Origin of the sequence: Pseudotabrizicola formosa, from assembly GCF_002900965.1 — a bacterium.
Classification (GTDB): domain Bacteria; phylum Pseudomonadota; class Alphaproteobacteria; order Rhodobacterales; family Rhodobacteraceae; genus Pseudotabrizicola; species Pseudotabrizicola formosa.
This window is the reverse complement of record NZ_PJOM01000002.1, coordinates 341,888-355,674: the sequence shown is the minus strand read 5'-3', so window position 1 is coordinate 355,674 and position 13,787 is coordinate 341,888. Positions and strand designations below refer to the sequence as shown.

The 13,787-nt window shown below is 63.8% G+C and carries 17 protein-coding genes; 2 read left to right on the top strand and 15 right to left on the bottom strand.

Features of this window, described 5'->3' with window-relative positions; genetic code table 11:
- Positions 1–81: 81 nt before the first annotated feature.
- From urtB to CXR43_RS05770, 5 genes are all read right to left on the bottom strand, one after another.
- A complete protein-coding gene (gene urtB / locus CXR43_RS05790; RefSeq protein ID WP_435530794.1) occupies positions 82–2,025 on the bottom strand; it encodes an urea ABC transporter permease subunit UrtB in 1,944 nt (647 codons plus the stop codon).
- A 103-nt stretch (positions 2,026–2,128) separates the two neighbouring features.
- On the bottom strand, positions 2,129–3,406 hold the full coding sequence (urtA, locus tag CXR43_RS05785; RefSeq protein ID WP_103333116.1) for an urea ABC transporter substrate-binding protein: 1,278 nt from the start codon (positions 3,404–3,406) through the stop codon (positions 2,129–2,131).
- A 425-nt stretch (positions 3,407–3,831) separates the two neighbouring features.
- Positions 3,832–4,449, bottom strand: coding sequence for an urease accessory protein UreG (ureG, locus tag CXR43_RS05780; RefSeq protein ID WP_168219761.1), 618 nt, complete (start codon positions 4,447–4,449; stop codon positions 3,832–3,834).
- A complete protein-coding gene (locus CXR43_RS05775) occupies positions 4,446–5,081 on the bottom strand; it encodes an urease accessory protein UreF (RefSeq protein ID WP_103333114.1) in 636 nt (211 codons plus the stop codon). Before CXR43_RS05775 ends, ureG begins: the two co-directional genes overlap by 4 nt.
- A gap of 8 nt (positions 5,082–5,089) precedes the next feature.
- Complete coding sequence (locus CXR43_RS05770) at positions 5,090–5,656, bottom strand: urease accessory protein UreE (protein ID WP_103333113.1); 567 nt, start codon at positions 5,654–5,656, stop codon at positions 5,090–5,092.
- A gap of 104 nt (positions 5,657–5,760) precedes the next feature.
- Between CXR43_RS05770 and CXR43_RS05765 the strand changes: the two genes are divergently transcribed.
- Entirely contained in the window at positions 5,761–5,940 is a 180-nt protein-coding gene (locus CXR43_RS05765) for a hypothetical protein (protein WP_103333112.1), read from the top strand.
- 7 nt (positions 5,941–5,947) lie between these two features.
- Here the strand turns inward: CXR43_RS05765 and ureC are convergent, their stop codons facing one another.
- The 10 genes from ureC to CXR43_RS05715 form a co-directional block, all read right to left on the bottom strand.
- Positions 5,948–7,699, bottom strand: coding sequence for an urease subunit alpha (gene ureC, locus CXR43_RS05760; RefSeq protein WP_103333111.1), 1,752 nt, complete (start codon positions 7,697–7,699; stop codon positions 5,948–5,950).
- Between the two features lie 16 nt (positions 7,700–7,715).
- Positions 7,716–8,030, bottom strand: a complete 315-nt coding sequence (locus tag CXR43_RS05755) for an antifreeze protein (RefSeq protein WP_103333110.1) — start codon at positions 8,028–8,030, stop codon at positions 7,716–7,718.
- Between the two features lie 11 nt (positions 8,031–8,041).
- Positions 8,042–8,347 (bottom strand): urease subunit beta, encoded by a 306-nt coding sequence (locus tag CXR43_RS05750; protein ID WP_103333109.1) that lies wholly within the window; start codon positions 8,345–8,347, stop codon positions 8,042–8,044.
- 10 nt (positions 8,348–8,357) lie between these two features.
- On the bottom strand, positions 8,358–8,930 hold the full coding sequence (locus CXR43_RS05745) for a HupE/UreJ family protein (protein ID WP_103333108.1): 573 nt from the start codon (positions 8,928–8,930) through the stop codon (positions 8,358–8,360).
- 13 nt (positions 8,931–8,943) lie between these two features.
- Positions 8,944–9,246: an urease subunit gamma gene (locus CXR43_RS05740; protein WP_103333107.1), complete on the bottom strand. Its 303-nt coding sequence runs from the start codon at positions 9,244–9,246 to the stop codon at positions 8,944–8,946.
- A 10-nt stretch (positions 9,247–9,256) separates the two neighbouring features.
- Positions 9,257–10,087, bottom strand: a complete 831-nt coding sequence (locus CXR43_RS05735; protein ID WP_103333106.1) for an urease accessory protein UreD — start codon at positions 10,085–10,087, stop codon at positions 9,257–9,259.
- 164 nt (positions 10,088–10,251) lie between these two features.
- Entirely contained in the window at positions 10,252–10,896 is a 645-nt protein-coding gene (locus CXR43_RS05730) for a sugar transferase (protein ID WP_246831290.1), read from the bottom strand.
- A gap of 163 nt (positions 10,897–11,059) precedes the next feature.
- Positions 11,060–11,983: a ribokinase gene (gene rbsK, locus CXR43_RS05725; RefSeq protein WP_210402055.1), complete on the bottom strand. Its 924-nt coding sequence runs from the start codon at positions 11,981–11,983 to the stop codon at positions 11,060–11,062.
- A 2-nt stretch (positions 11,984–11,985) separates the two neighbouring features.
- A complete protein-coding gene (locus CXR43_RS05720) occupies positions 11,986–12,438 on the bottom strand; it encodes an RbsD/FucU family protein (protein WP_103333103.1) in 453 nt (150 codons plus the stop codon).
- A 101-nt stretch (positions 12,439–12,539) separates the two neighbouring features.
- Positions 12,540–13,214, bottom strand: a complete 675-nt coding sequence (locus tag CXR43_RS05715) for a Crp/Fnr family transcriptional regulator (RefSeq protein WP_103333102.1) — start codon at positions 13,212–13,214, stop codon at positions 12,540–12,542.
- Positions 13,215–13,354: 140 nt separating this feature from the next.
- Here CXR43_RS05715 and CXR43_RS05710 point away from each other — a divergent pair, with 140 nt between their 5' ends.
- Positions 13,355–13,756, top strand: coding sequence for a hypothetical protein (locus CXR43_RS05710; protein WP_146036471.1), 402 nt, complete (start codon positions 13,355–13,357; stop codon positions 13,754–13,756).
- The last annotated feature ends 31 nt before the right edge of the window (positions 13,757–13,787 follow it).

Here is a 13,787-nt window from a genome sequence, read left to right as displayed (position 1 = left end):
GCATGCTCCTGCCGTCGGACCGGGGGGCCAGCCCCCCGGACCCCCCGGGATATTTGCGAACAGATAATGAGAACAGCATGCTCAATCCCCCGCCGCGCGGCCCTTGAGGGCGATGATGCCCCTTGGCCGGAACTGGATGAAGAGGATGATGAACAGGATCATGTAGGTCTGGGCTGCAAGCGTGTTGGAGGGATTCAGGAACTCGATTCCCTTTTGCAGCGTGCCGATCATCAGCGCGCCTGCCAGCGTGCCCCAGATATTGCCCACCCCGCCGACCACCACGGTCATGAAGCTTTGCACGATATAGGCCTGACCGATTTCTGAGGTGACCTGCGCGAACAGGCCGATGGCGATGCCCGCAATGCCTGCAATACCGGAGCCGAGGCCGAAGGTCAGCATGTTGATCCGGTCGGGGTTGATGCCCATGGAGGCGGCCATGGATGGGTTTTGCGTCACTGCCCGCACCTCCAGCCCCAGCCGGGTGCGTTTCATCAGCCAGAGAAAGAACAGCAGGAACAGGATGGCGAGGACGAAAATCGCCACCCGGATATAGCTGATCGACACGATATCGTTGAAGGTCAGCGCGCCATCGAGCCAGGCCGGAGAGGTCAGCGGACGGGCCTGTGTGCCGAAGATGTTCTTGGCCAGCTGTTGCAAGGCGATGGAGATGCCGAAGGTGGCGAGCAGCGTTTCCAGCGGCCGCTTGTACAGATGGCGGATCACCAGCCGCTCCATTGCCACGCCGGCCATGAAGGTGACAAGAAACGCCAGCGGCAGCGCCACGATCAGCGACAGGGTGTAGTTGGGGATGAACAGCTGCACCACATAGCCGGTGTAGGCCCCCATCATGATGAATTCGCCATGCGCCATGTTGATCACCCGCATCACGCCAAAGGTGATGGCCAGACCGATGGCGGCCAGAAAATAGATCGAGGCCAGCGACAGCGCGTCGAGCGACAGGTCTGCCACCTGCATTGCGGCGAGCTTCACCTCGATTCCGGTCAGCACGTCCTGCGCGGCGGTGGTCACGGCACTGTCGGGTTCGGAGTAGGTTTCCACGAACTGATGGCCCGCAATGATCTGCGTCACCTCTTCATCGGTGGCGGCCACAGGCACGGTGCCGGCCTGTTCCAGCGCGGTATAGGCACGGTTGCGCGCGCTTTGGGTGTTCAGCTCGGCCAAGGGGATGCCTGCGACAGCCCCGTCAACGATATTTGCGGCGAGCGCGGCCTTCAGCTCGGGCGTGGTCAGGCGCGCAGGGGCAAGGTCGGCGGCGACCAGCAGGTCATAGGCCTCGGTCTCGGACAGGTCGCTGCCGGGGTCCAGATCGCGGGCGATATTGCCCTCAATCGTGGTACCCAGCGGCGCGGCGCGGCGGGTGGTGGCCAGAAGCGGGTTGAGCGCCGCGCGCAGATCAAGGCCCAGATCGCCGGAAAAGCTTTCAATCGCTGCAATGCGCGTGGCGCTGTCAGGGTCAAAGCGCAGGGTGAGCAGACGGTTCAGCCGGTCTTTCTGCGCGCGCAGGGCGGGGTCAGTCTCGGCCTCGATCGAGGCGCGCAGAGGGTCCAGCAGCTCTGGGGCAGGATCGCGGGCGATGGTGGTCAGCGCATCGGCCCGGCGGGCGGGATCTGGATCGTTGAGCTGGAATTGCACCAGCGCCGTAGCGATCACCGCGCGCACGCCGGAATTGGGACGCAGTTCGGTGATGTCGGCACGGGGTGCTGTGCCTGCATCGGCGCCGTCAAGGCTGCGCAGGGCATAGCCATCCTGCCCCGTGGACAGCAGCACGAAGGCCCCGTCTGATTTGCGGATGCCAAGGCCACGGTCGGCCCATGCCGACAGGATCGTGACCGCCTGCGGGTCGCCACTTGCAGCCAGGGCCGCGATCACCGGACCAATGGTCTGGCGCGAGGGGCGTTCGATCTGGGCGCGGTTTTCTTCGACGATTTCGGCGGCAGAGGAGGCTTCGGCCACCGGCGGGCTGGTCTGGGCAAGACCGCCAAGCGGGATCAGCGACAGCAGCACAAGAAAGACGGCAGCAATGGCGGCGCGCATGGGTGGGCCTTGTTTTGGAATGAGGGGTCGTGCGGAACGGGCGGGAGGCACGTTGCCCCCCGCCCGGATGCGGTCAGTAGTTGGATTTGATCTGAACGCAGGTCTTGGTTTCGGTGTTGTACATGCCGCAGTCCAGTTCGGCCCAGTCAGCCTCGAGCACAGCCGATTCCGGCAGGAAATCGGTCCAGGCGTCGCCGGGGACAGGGTCGGTGGAGGATACGATGTCAAACTGGCCATCAGCGCGGATCTCGCCGATCAGGACCGGCTTGGTCAGGTGATGGTTCGGCAGCATCTTGGCGATGCCCCCGGTCAGGTTCGGGGTTTCCAGACCATACATCGCTTCGCGCACCGCATCGACATCGGTGGTACCGGCCTTTTCCACGGCCTGGACCCACAGGTTGAAACCGATCACATGCGCTTCCATCGGGTCGTTGAACACGCGGTTTTCACCGGCAAAGGCTTTCCACTTGGCGATCCATTCGGTGTTCAGCTCTGACTCTGCCGACTGGAAGTAGTTCCAGGCCGCCAGATGGCCGACGAGGTTGGACGTATCGAGGCCCGACAGTTCTTCCTCACCCACCGAAAAGGCCACGACCGGGATGTCGTCGGCGGAAATGCCGGCGGCGGCGAGTTCCTTGTAGAAACCGATATTGGCATCGCCGTTGATGGTGGAAATCACGCCGACCTTCTTGCCATCGGCACCCAAGGCGACCACATCAGCCACGATCTTGGACCAGTCGGAATGGCCAAAGGGCGTGTAGTTCACAAAGATATCGCTTTCGGCGATGCCCTTGGATTTCAGATAGCTGTCGAGGATGTTGTTCGTGGTGCGCGGATAGACGTAATCGGTGCCCAGAAGCGCGAATTTCTCCACGCCCAGTTCTTCAAGGAAGTAATCGGTGGCAGGGATCGCCTGCTGGTTCGGGGCGGCCCCGGTATAGAACACGTTTTTGGACGACTCCTCGCCTTCATACTGCACCGGGTAGAACAGCAAGCCGTTCAACTCCTCGATCACCGGCAGCACCGATTTGCGCGACACGCTTGTCCAGCAGCCGAACATCACATCGACATTCGACACGGTCATCAGCTCGCGCGCCTTTTCGGCGAACAGCGGCCAATCAGAGGCCGGGTCGACCACCACCGCTTCCAGCTGCTTGCCCAAGACGCCTCCCTTGGCGTTCTGTTCGGCAATCAGCATCAGCATCACGTCTTTCAGCGTGGTTTCCGAAATCGCCATCGAGCCTGACAGCGAATGCAGAACGCCCACCTTGATCGTCTCATCCTGTGCCATGGCCTGCCCTGCCGTGACGGCAATGGCAGAGGCCAGCAGCGCTCCCTTGAAATTCGACATGGTTTTCCCTCATTGGGCCGCGGCAGGAACGGACTTTCCCTGTGATGCGGGACGGCCTATCCTTGCGCGGCAACTCTGTTGCACCCCGTGCGGTGGTGGCGGAGGTCCAAGTCGCGGCCGCCACCGCACATTCATGTTTCTTGTGCGGCTCAAAGCCGAGCTGCCTTGTCACGAAACCGTCATTGCCGCGATGCGGCAAGCCGCGGGAAGCCTCTGACAAGCAGGCGCGCGTCTTGCCGCAGGTTTTGCCGATGGATTGGGCAGATGCGCAGGGGGTCGCGCTAAATTGAGGCAAATTGCAGGAATCAGCCGCGACTCAGGCGTCGGTTTTGATCACAAAATGATCATTGCAAAAAAATCCCCGGCAGGCCGGGGATCGTGTTTCATTTCAGGTCGTCAGGCTGACCTAGCGTCAGCTTGCACCGTCAACGCAGGGTCAATCCGCCCTCGCGCTGCAAGAATGCCACCACCTCAGCCACGCCATGCCCGTCGCGCAGGCGCGCCATGATATAGGGGCGCGCGCCGCGCGCACGCGCGGTGTCGGCGTTCAGCAAGACCGGGTCAACGCCGACATAAGGCGCAAGGTCGGTCTTGTTGACGATCAGCAGATCAGACCGTGTCACCCCCGGTCCGCGCTTGCGGGGAATGTCCTGCCCGGCGGCGGTGTCGATGACATAGATGGTGATATCGGCCAGTTCGGGCGAATAGGTCGCGGCCAGATTGTCCCCGCCGGATTCGATCAGGATCAGATCAAGGTCAGGGTGCAGACGACGCAGGTCGGCAATGGCGGCCAGATTGATGCTGGCATCCTCGCGGATTGCGGTATGGGGACAGCCCCCCGTTTCCACGCCGCGGATGCGATCGGCCGGCAGCACTTGTGCGCGCAACAGGTAATCGGCATCTTCGCGGGTGTAGATGTCATTCGTGATCACCGCCATCGAACAGCGCGCCGCAAGCGCGCGGGCCAGATGTTCGGTCAGGGTGGTCTTGCCCGCGCCCACCGGGCCGCCGATGCCTACCCGCAGGGGGCCATTCATGCTCATGTCCTGAAAATCCTTACATCCAGTGTTTCATGTGCCAGGGCCGACAGATCCGCCCCCAAAGCGGAAGACCCCAGATCATCGAGGGTCAGCCGGGTGGCCTCTGTCGCCAGCGCATCGATCACCGGGTGCAGGGCGGCCAACACCCCCTGCCCCGCCTCTTGCCCCAGGGGCATGAAGCGCATGGCGACCGACGTGAGGTTGCTGGCAAAGGCATGCAGATAGAGGGCCGCCACCTGCGCGGGCGGCAAACTGAGGGGGGTCGCCGCCTCTCCGACCGCGACGGGCAGGCAGCGGGCCGGCAAGGCGCGCCCTGTCAGCGCGGCCACCGTTCGGGCAAAGGCGGTGCCTTGCTCCAGCGTTTCGGACAGCCGTTCGGAAGAGGGTTGCAAGGCGCGGGCCAGATCATCCAGCGCGCTGTGATCTGCCTCCGGGCCGAGCGCCTGCACCAGCAAAATCGCATCCTGCCGCCCCGCTCCGAAGTGCAACACCTCGGTCAGCCATTGGCGCAGGGCGGCGGCGTCCGTCACCTGACCGGCGGAAATTGCCGACTCCAGCCCGTGCGAATAGGCAAAGCCCCCGGTCGGAAACGCCGGGGACAGCCATTGCACAAGGGTCAGCAGGTCATGGCTCATGCGATGCGTCAGGCCTTGCCATGCGGATGAGCGTGGGGATCGGCGTGATCATGGTCGTGATCGTGACTGTGGCCATGGCTATGGGAGTGGCTGTGCGCATGCGCATGGCTGTGGCTGGCGTCCGGCCCGTGATCATGCCCCATCGGGCGTCCGATGCCGTAAGCCCCGACTTCTGGCGTAAAGGGGGCAGACAAGGCCCGCACCTCGGCCCCAAGCTGGCGCAGCATCGCTTCCAGTACATGATCGGCGCGGATCACCAGCCGCGCAGGCTCTACCTGACAGGGGGTGTGGCGGTTGCCGATGTGCCAGGCATAGCGGGCCAGCTCTGGCCCGGTGATTTCCAGCACCGCTTCTTGCGCGGCGGTCACCTGCACCGTGCGGCCATCTTCCAGTTCGAACCCCCACACGGCATCCAGATTGGTCACCTCGGGCAGATCGACCAGAAAGCCCTCTCCCCGCGCGGTGACCAGCCGCTTGCGCCGGATCAGCCGCTCATCATAGCTCAGCACCACGGCCTCATGGCTGGTGTCGGGGGCGTCCTTGAGCAGGCGGCGGACGGCAGGCAGATCGGTCATGTCTTATCCTCGGGTCTACGAAATGGGGTGGCAGGGCACCGGTAGGAAGTTTTTAACGCCTTCGGGGGCAAACTCGGAACAGGCTACCGCTGAGGGAGAGTTGGATGCAATCACTGGACCTTGCAAAAGAACTGGCAGAGGTGCGCGCCCAGATTTTGAAGCTGAAACGGCGTGAACTGCAGCTGCAAAAGGAACTGCTGGCAGCAGATGGGATGGAGTCTGCGGTACGCCCCGGCTGGCCCATCCGGCGCAAGCGCCCCTCCTTGACCAGCACCCTGCAATGAGGCTGCGTCAGTACAGGAAATAGCGCTGCGCCAGCGGCAACTCCTCTGCTGGTTGGCAGGTCAGAAGCACGCCATCCGCCCGCACCTCATAGGTTTCCGGGTCCACCTCGATGGACGGGGTGGCGGAATTCAGCTTCATGTCAGATTTCTGCACCCCCCGCGTGCCCTTGACCGCCACGGTTTCCTTGGCCAGCCCAAGCCTTGCGCCGATACCATCCTCCTGCGCCGACTGGCTGGTAAAGATCACCGCATTGCGCTCTACGCTACGGCCGTAAGCCCCGAACATCGGGCGGCTGTGCACCGGTTGCGGCGTCGGGATGCTGGCATTTGGGTCACCCATCTGCGCCAGAACGATCACGCCGCCCATCAACACCATTTCCGGCTTTGCCCCGAAAAACGCCGGCGACCAGAGCACCAGATCGGCCCGCTTGCCGACCTCGATGCTGCCGATATGGTCAGCGATACCATGCACGATGGCCGGATTGATGGTATATTTCGCGATGTAACGGCGAACGCGCAAATTGTCATTCGCCCCCTGCTCACCCTCCAGCCGGCCGCGTTGCAGCTTCATCTTGTGGGCGGTCTGCCAGGTGCGGGTGATCACCTCGCCCACCCGTCCCATCGCCTGACTGTCGGAGGACAGCACCGAAAACGCGCCCAGATCGTGCAAAATGTCTTCGGCGGCAATCGTCTCGCGGCGGATGCGGCTTTCGGCAAAGGCCACATCCTCGGGCACGCGGCGGTCCAGATGGTGGCAGACCATCAGCATGTCCAGATGCTCTTCGATGGTGTTGACCGTATAGGGCATGGTGGGGTTGGTCGAAGACGGCAGGATGTTCTGCGAGCTGACCACCTTGATGATATCAGGCGCATGCCCGCCGCCCGCGCCTTCGGTGTGGAAGGCGTGGATGGTGCGGCCCGCGATGGCCTTGAGCGTGTTCTCCACGAAGCCTGACTCGTTCAGCGTGTCCGTATGGATCATCACCTGCACATCCATGGCATCCGCAACGGTCAGGCAGCAATCAATCGCGGCGGGCGTGGTGCCCCAATCCTCATGCAGCTTCAGGCAGGACGCGCCCGCCCGCACCTGCTCTTCCAGCGCGGCGGGCAGGGACGCATTGCCCTTGCCGGCAAAGGCCAGATTCATCGGCAGGGCATCCGCCGCCTGCATCATCCGCCCCAGATGCCAGGGCCCCGGCGTGCAGGTGGTGGCCAGCGTGCCATGCGCCGGGCCAGTGCCGCCGCCGAGCATGGTGGTCAGGCCCGAATGCAGCGCATCATCAATCTGCTGCGGGCAGATGAAATGGATATGGGCGTCCATGCCTCCAGCGGTCAGAATACGCCCTTCGCCCGCGATGATTTCGGTCCCCGGCCCGATGATCACATCCACTCCGGGCTGGGTATCCGGGTTGCCGGCCTTGCCGATCACCGCGATCCTGCCGTCGCGCAGGCCGACATCGGCCTTGTAGATGCCGGTGTAATCTACGATCAGCGCATTGGTGATGACGGTATCCATCGCCCCCTGCGCCCGGGTGATCTGGCTTTGGCCCATCCCGTCGCGGATGACTTTGCCACCGCCGAATTTCACCTCTTCGCCATACATCAGGCCGTTCGCGCCAAAACTCGCGGCCCCGCTGCGTTCGGCGATCAGGTCGCGTTCCACCTCGATGATCAGATCGGTATCGCCCAGCCGCAGCCTGTCGCCCACGGTCGGCCCGTACATATCGGCATAGGCGGCACGGGAAAGCACGAAGGGCATGGGCGGAACCTTTCTGTCAGAACGGGTTTTTGGGCCCGCTGCGGGTGAGGCGGCGGGCATTGGCAGCGGTGGCGCGGCTGACCGGGGCAAGCGCTGCCTCGGCAATCTGCGTGGCGGACCCGCCCGACAGGGCGATTTTCTGGGCAGCAGCGCCGGCCGTTACCGTGGCGCGCATCTTTTCAGACACCATCCGGGCGTTTTCACTGGGCGAGACGGTCCAGACCCCGGCCATCCCCATCATGCGCATGGCGATCACGCTTTGCGCCTGCACCAGCATGGTCGCGGTATTCATCGACAGGCGCATCAGATCGAATGGGGAAAACGGCGGCATGGGGCAGGCTCCTATAAAGCGCCCATGACATGGGCGTTGAAGCCGTAGACATGCCGCGTGCCGGCCAGAGGCACAAGCCGAACCTCTCGGGTCTGGCCCGGCTCGAAGCGCACAGCCGTCCCTGCAGGAATGTCGAGTCGCTGCCCGCGCGCGGCACCGCGGTCAAAGGACAGGCCCGCGTTGGTTTCGGCGAAATGGTAATGGCTGCCCACCTGCACCGGACGGTCGCCGGTGTTGGCGACGATCAAAACGGTGACCGGTGCCTGCGCGTTCAGGATCACATCGCCTTCGACGGGAAAGATCTCTCCGGGGATCATGCCGGCACCCTTATGCCAAGGCGAGCGCGAGGCCCGCAAACGCTGTGCCAGCCCCAAGCGCCCGCGTGGCCCCACGAGCCGATTGCGCGTTCAACGCCAGCCCAAGGCCAAGCCCTGCAAGATGCAGCGCCATGCTGGCAAGGGCGAAGCCCGCGCCATAGGCCATCAGCCCGGCGCCCGGGCCTTCGGTGCCATGCGCATGGCCGTGGACCAGACCAAAGACGGCCACGATGCCCGCCCCGATGGCCAGCGGTGCGCGCCATGCCAGTGCCGCCAGCACCCCGAGCAGCACGATGGAGGCCAGGATCATCGGCTCCACCCCCGGCATTCCGATGCCGGCTGCGCCGAGGGCTCCGCCCGCCAGCATCGCCCCGACAAAGGCCAAGGGCAGCGCCAGCAGCGCCCGACCGCCAGTCACCGCCGCCCAAAGGCCGACGGCCACCATGGCCAGCACATGGTCCGCCCCGCCCATCGGATGCATCATCCCCGACAGGAAAGGCGAACCGCCATGGTCGCCCACATGCGCCAAAGCCATCTGCGGCAGCAGGGCAACCATGCCAGACAGGAGGACAGTTTTCTTCATCACAGGGCCTTTCTCAGCGGATCGGGTGGTGAACGGTGACAAGTTTGGTGCCATCGGGAAAGGTGGCCTCGACCTGCACGGAATGGATCATCTCGGGCACGCCGGGCATGCATTGATCGGCGGTGATCACGGTTGCCCCCGCCTCCATCAGATCGGCGACGCGGCGGCCATCGCGCGCGCCTTCGACCACGTAATCGGTGATCAGGGCAATCGCCTCGGGATGGTTCAGCTTGACGCCACGCGCCAGCCTGCCACGGGCAACCATGGCGGCAAGGCTGATGAGCAGCTTGTCTTTTTCACGCGGGGTCAGGTTCATGGGCTCTCCTTCACATCTGCCAGACGCGCGGCAGGGGCTGGCCCCGGCGCAGCACGGCCAAACACCGGGCAATCTGGCGGCGCAGCGGCCAGCCATCGCCCGCCATCATCCGCAGCATCAACCGGCTCTCCGGGGCAGAGGCGGCGGCGGTCACCCCCGGCTCATCCAGCACGGCGCGGACAGGGTTCAACAAATCGGCCACGCCTTGCCCGATCATCGCGACCGATGCAAAGGCCCGCGCGCCCCCAAGTCCAGCGGCCCCGGTCTGCAAGGCCCTGTCGGTCAACGCCAGCGGCTCCACCATCACCGGGCGGCCTGACTGGCGGATCTCGCGCCAGTCGCTCAAACCAACCCGCGCCACCGTCTCACCCATGGCGGCCCGGCCCAGGACCACGCATTCCAGCAGCAGGCAGCCTGCCCCGGGGCCCAGATCAAGGGTGGTGCGGCGGTCAAGGTGGCTGCCGTCAAACAGAATGGTTTCCTGCGGCAGCCAGTCCAGCCAACCCTGCGCATCAATCGACATGGTGACCCGCACCTGCGCAGGGCCGCCCGATGAACGATAGGCCCGCTCGGCCGTCTGGGTGGTTGCAACGGCCCGTGCCCGCGGCCCCAATGTGACGGCGTAAGACAGAACATCGCCCCCGGTCAGCCCGCCAGAGGTGTTGAGAAAGACCACCTCAGGGGGGCCTTGCCGCCCCACCGCGCCATGCGGCAGGATGCATTTTGCCGACCCCTGCTGGCGCAGGCCTGTCAGCCGCAGCCCCGCAGCGCCATGCGCCAGAGACACCCAGGCGTCACCCCGGCTGCGCTGCATCGGCTGGTTGATCGGTATCGTCAGCATGGTCCCCCGCTTTGGCACAGGCTGGGGTGCGGCAAGAGCAGGCTCAATGCAGGACAGCGCCAGAGGGAGAGGAAGAGGCGGGTTAGGCCGCGATTGCGCCAGAATATAAGGCGAAATGCTTAATTTTTAGTCTTTTTGAAAAAGCCTTTGGGCCAACTGCCCGTTCAATATGCGCCACGTGCCAAAGCGACAGCGCCGAAGGTACGCAGGATCAGGGCCAGATCCCCGCGCAGGCTGGCCGTGCGCAGATAGGCCACATCCATTTCAACCATCTCGTCAAAGCCAATATCGGCCCGTCCTGACACCTGCCACACACCGGTCAGGCCCGGCAGCCCCGCCAGCCGTTGCATCGCGACGGGCGGATAGACTGCCACCTCTTCCGGCAAGGCCGGACGCGGGCCGACCAGCGACATTTCGCCTTTCAGCACGTTCCAAAGCTGCGGCAATTCATCGAGCGAGGACCGGCGCAAAAAGCGCCCGACCGGGGTGACGCGCGGGTCATCCTTGTGCTTGAAACACACTCCGGCGCGGTCTGACTGGGCCAGAAGGGCGGCGCGCGCACCTTCGGCATCGGGATACATGCTGCGGAGTTTCACCATCCGGAACCGCCGGCCGTCACGTCCGACGCGGGTCTGGAAAAACAGCACCGGTCCCGAAGAGGACAGTTTGACCGCCAGCATCAGCACGACAAGAAGCGGCACGATCACTGGCAAGGCGAGGAGGATCAAACCAATATCCAACACACGCTTATGCCGTGCGGGTGCCAAAGTTGACACGGTTTTTGACGAGGAAACAGACAGCGGCGACATGGCAAACATCCTTTGGAACGCGCACCGGACGGCCCCGACACCCGCTTTCATCGCCAAAATGACTACAACTGTGTCAATATTTAAGCAATTCTTTAACCCCGGTCACAAAAATCATCCCATGGCCCGGAAATCCGTGGTCAGACCGCCGCCACCGCCCGCGCTTTCACTGCCCGCGCAGAAAGGCATCCACCTCGGCGCGAGAAGGCATCGCGCTGGCGGCCCCATGGCGCGTGACTGAAATGCCGGCGACTGCGGCACCAAAACTCAGCGCTTCTTGCATGCTGGCCCCTTGCGACAGGGCGGTGGCAAGGCCGCCGTTGAACGCATCCCCGGCTCCGGTGGTATCAACCACCGGTCCCGGCGCGCGGGCGGGCACGTGAAGGCTTGTCCCCTCCTTGCGATACAACACCCCCTTGGCCCCCAAGGTAATGATCGCCGCCCCGACGCCGCGTTCAATCAGCCGGTCTGCTGCCGCCTCTGCATCGGCGACCGAGCTGACGGTCACCCCGGTCAACCCCTCTGCCTCGGATTCGTTGGGGGTGATCAGATCACACAGGCCCAGCATCCGGTCGGTCAGGGCCGCAGCAGGGGCCGGGTTCAGAATGGTGCGCACCCCGGCGCTGCGCGCAATCTGCAAACCGTGCAGCGCGGCGTCCAGCGGCTGCTCCAGCTGTGTCATGAACACGGAAGCCGCTTCGATCAGCGGACGCCGCGCCTCGACATCGGCGACCGAAATACGCGCGGCCGCCCCTTGCGCGACAATGATCGCGTTCTGCCCCGTCGCTGCTTCCAGAAAGATGAAGGCCGACCCGGTGTAGCTGTCAGGATCTTCGGTCACCTCTGGGACGACACCGGCCTCTTTCCACAGATCGTGCGCCATGGCGGCAAAGGCATCCTGGCCCAACCGGGTGATGATATGCACCTCCCCCCCCGCGCGCGCCGCCGCGACAGATTGGTTCGACCCCTTGCCCCCCGGTCCCAAGCGGAAATGCTGGCCCAGGATCGTCTCTCCCAGCCGTGGCAGCCGATCGGCGCGATAGGCGGCATCTGCCACGAAAATCCCCAGAACGACGATCTTTTTCGACATCTTTATGCCTCCGGCCCGATCACGCCCTTGCGCAGCATGATGCAGCCATAAAACCGCCGCTCCCCCGTCTGGATCACCGCATAGGCCCCTTTGGCCAGGTCATAAAAGGCAAAACGCTCGATCCCCGGCAGGGGGCGCGGCTGGCCCTCGGCGCGATCCACCTCGGCCTGCACCTCTGCCTGCACGTCGGGCACCGTCTCTGGCTCTCCCACCACCTGCATGCGGCCGGCAAAATCGGGCACAAAGGTATCCAGTGGCAAGACGGTCAGGATTGCCTGCACCGCCTGTGCGGCTGTCAGATTTTCCATCCGCAACAGGCGGCCCGCTGTGGTGCCGCGCGCAACACTGTCAGCGGGGAAATTGGTATCCACCACAACGACATAGTCGCCATGCCCCATTGCCCGCAAAGCCCCCAGAACATCGGCATTCAGCCGGTGATCAATTCCCTTCAGCATCGTCTTCCCTCTTGCTGCGGTGCATGCAGGGCACCGCTTTGCCCGGCAGAGTGCCCTGCCCGGCGGCGCGCTGCAAGAGGGGCAAGGGGTGGAGAGGCGGCCTAAAGGATGGGTCGCTTCTCCGCCGGTCCGTCGCCCAGATTGGCCAGATCGGCCAAAGCCTTGCGGTCCGGAATGTGCAGCACCCCGCGCGACCAGTCCATCAGCCCGGCGGCGCGGAATTTCTGCAGCCGCTTGTTCGTGTGCACCAGCGACAGACCCAAGGCATCTGCCATATCCTGCTGGCGGTAAGGTAGGGACATCTTGTTATCCTGCACCAGCCCAAGGCTTTCCCCACGCCGGAAGATGCGCAGGAACGCCCAGGCGAGCGCGGCAGAGGCATCACGCTGACCGATGGTGGCGACGGTTTCGCCCAGAAAATGTTCTTCAACCGCCGCGATCCACGTCAGGTCATAGGCGCGGGCCGGACTGGTCTGGAACAGGTTCCACAGAGCACTGCGGTCAAAGACACAGAGCACCATTGGGGTGACCGCTTCGACCGAGTGGCCCATTTCCCCCATCAGACCGGCCTGCAGGCCCAGAAAATCGCCCGGAAAGATAAGGTTGAGCACCTGCCGGCGCCCATCTTCCAATGTCTTGTGACGCAGCCCCAACCCGTTCAGAACGGTAAAAAGCTGCCCACTGGACTCGCCCTCTGACAGGATCGTAGCGCCGCGTTCTACAAAGAGCTCGCCCTTCTTAAAGCGTTCCATGAAACGAATTTCGTCTTCGGTCATCGGCAAAAAAGCTTCGCATTGACGCAAGGGGCAAGACCGGCAAGGGGTTTTCAAGTTTTCCTCCGCAACTATGTCACAGTTAAGTGCGCGAAGACGCTTTTGGTTCCATGACTCCCCTTTGGTTGCCCAAGGAGGATGACATGCCGAAAACGATCCTGGTCCAGGACCCTGACGTGCTGATCAGTCTCGATCTTGCGCAAACCGTGATGGAGGCCTGGCCCGACGCCAGCGTGATCTTGTGCCGTGACGTGCCGCAGGTGGTTGAGACCCTGACCAACGGCCAAAGGCCAAATCTGCTCATCCTGAACCAGTCCCTGCGCAGTGTGCGGGGCTTTGGCTTGACCCGTCTGGTGCAGCACCCTCAGACCAAGCTGCTCTTGACCGGGGCCGATGATGGTGACGCGGCGGAAATCGCCGCTCTTGGATGGCATGCGCTTGACATGCCCTTTTCAGCAGCGCAAGTGCGCGAAACGCTGCATGACGTCTGCCCGGATATGGACAGACGCGTGCAAAGCCATTGCAATGCGATAGGCATAAGATAACGTCTATCCAAGACCGGTGCAGAACCGGACA